This window comes from Butyrivibrio sp. INlla21 (genome assembly GCF_900116875.1).
Lineage (GTDB): Bacteria > Bacillota > Clostridia > Lachnospirales > Lachnospiraceae > Butyrivibrio.
In genome coordinates, this window is record NZ_FPCC01000064.1 from 1 (window position 1) to 2084 (window position 2084).

1 rRNA gene is annotated in these 2084 nt (G+C 51.2%); it reads left to right on the forward strand.

Annotated elements, in window-relative coordinates:
- Window position 1: 1 nt before the first annotated feature.
- A 23S ribosomal RNA gene (locus BM377_RS16045) occupies window positions 2-2084 on the forward strand; the annotation flags it as partial.

The window sequence follows — 2084 nt, forward strand, 5'->3', positions numbered from 1 at the left end:
TAGGGCGCAGGGCGGATGCCTTGGCACTAAGAGCCGAAGAAAGACGTGATAAGCTGCGAAAAGCTGCGGTGAGATGCAAATGATCTTTGACCCGCAGATATCTGAATGGGGCAACCCGGCAGAGAAGACCTCTGTCACTGCATACTGAATACATAGGTATGTAGAGGGAACCCGGTGAACTGAAACATCTAAGTAGCCGGAGGAAGAGAAAACAAAAGTGATTCCGTAAGTAGCGGCGAGCGAACGCGGAAGAGCCCAAACCGGGGAGCTTGCTCCCCGGGGTTCGGACTGTATAATCGATGGAGTCTGCTAGTAGAAAGGGAATGGAAAGTCCCTGCCAAAGAGAGTGAAAGCCTCGTATACGAAAGCGGACAAAGCGAGACAGTATCCAGAGTAGGACGAGACACGTGAAACCTTGTCTGAATAAGCGGGGACCACCCCGTAAGGCTAAATACTCCTTAGTGACCGATAGCGAATAGTACCGTGAGGGAAAGGTGAAAAGAACCCCGGGAGGGGAGTGAAAGAGAACCTGAAACCCTGTGTCTGCAAGCTGCGAAAGCACTATAAGCAATTAGTGCGATCGCGTACTTTTTGTAGAACGGTCCGGCGAGTTATGTATGGAGGCGAGGTTAAGCACTTAAGGTGAATAGCCGAAGGGAGACCGAGTCTGAATAGGGCGTATAGTCTTTATACATAGACCCGAAACCGGGTGATCTATCCATGGACAGGATGAAGCGGCCGTAAAAGGCTGTGGAGGTCCGAACACACATCCGTTGAAAAGGGTGGTGATGAGCTGTGGATAGGGGAGAAATTCCAATCGAACTCGGAGATAGCTGGTTCTCCCCGAAATAGCTTTAGGGCTAGCCCTGTAGCGAGCCTTTTGGAGGTAGAGCACTGAATATCCGCGGGGGCTTCACCGCTTACCAAAGATTATCAAACTCCGAATGCCAAGTAGGTGATGCACAGGAGTCAGACTACACGAGATAAGTTGGGTAGTCAAAAGGGAAAGAGCCCAGATCTACGGCTAAGGTCCCAAAGTACGTGTTAAGTGGAAAAGGATGTGGGATTTCATAGACAGCTAGGATGTTGGCTCAGAAGCAGCCACACATTCAAAGAGTGCGTAATAGCTCACTAGCCGAGAGGTCCTGCGCCGAAAATTACCGGGGCTGAAACACGACACCGAAGCCTAGGGATCGTAAGTATCTACGGGTGCTTATGATCGGTAGGGGAGCATTCACAGGGGCGTAGAAACTGTACCGAAAGGAGCAGCGGAGCGCTGTGAAGAGAGAATGCCGGAATGAGTAGCGAGATGAAGGTGAGAATCCTTCAGGCCGAATATCCAAGGAATCCAGGGTAAAGCTGATCTGCCCTGGGGAAGTCGGGACCTAAGCTGAGGCCGAAGAGGCGTAGGCGATGGACAGCAGGTTGATATTCCTGCACTTGTATATATCAGAACTGTGGGGACGCAGGCAAAAGGGATGAGCCGGGGAAGGAAGAACCGGTCCCGCAAGGGGGAACGAAGTAAAGTAGTGAAGCATCAGATATGACTGCCAAGAAAAGCCACTATAGCGTATATACAACCCGTACCGTAAACCGACACAGGTGGATGAGGAGAGAATCCTAAGGCCGACGGGAGAAGCATTGTTAAGGAACTCGGCAAAATGTCCCCGTAACTTCGGGATAAGGGGAGCCTGAGCAATCAGGCCGCAGAGAAGAGGCTCAAGCAACTGTTTAGCAAAAACACAGGTCTATGCGAAACCGAAAGGTGAGGTATATGGGCTGACGCCTGCCCGGTGCTGGAAGGTTAAGAGGAGAGGTTAGCGCAAGCGAAGCTTTGAATTTAAGCCCCAGTAAACGGCGGCCGTAACTATAACGGTCCTAAGGTAGCGAAATTCCTTGTCGGGTAAGTTCCGACCCGCACGAAAGGCGTAATGATTTGAGCACTGTCTCGGCAATGCACCCGGTGAAATTGAAGTACCAGTGAAGATGCTGGTTACCCGCGCCAGGACGGAAAGACCCCATGGAGCTTTACTCCAGGTTGATACTGGGGTCCGGTATTATATGTACAGGATAGGTGGGAGACT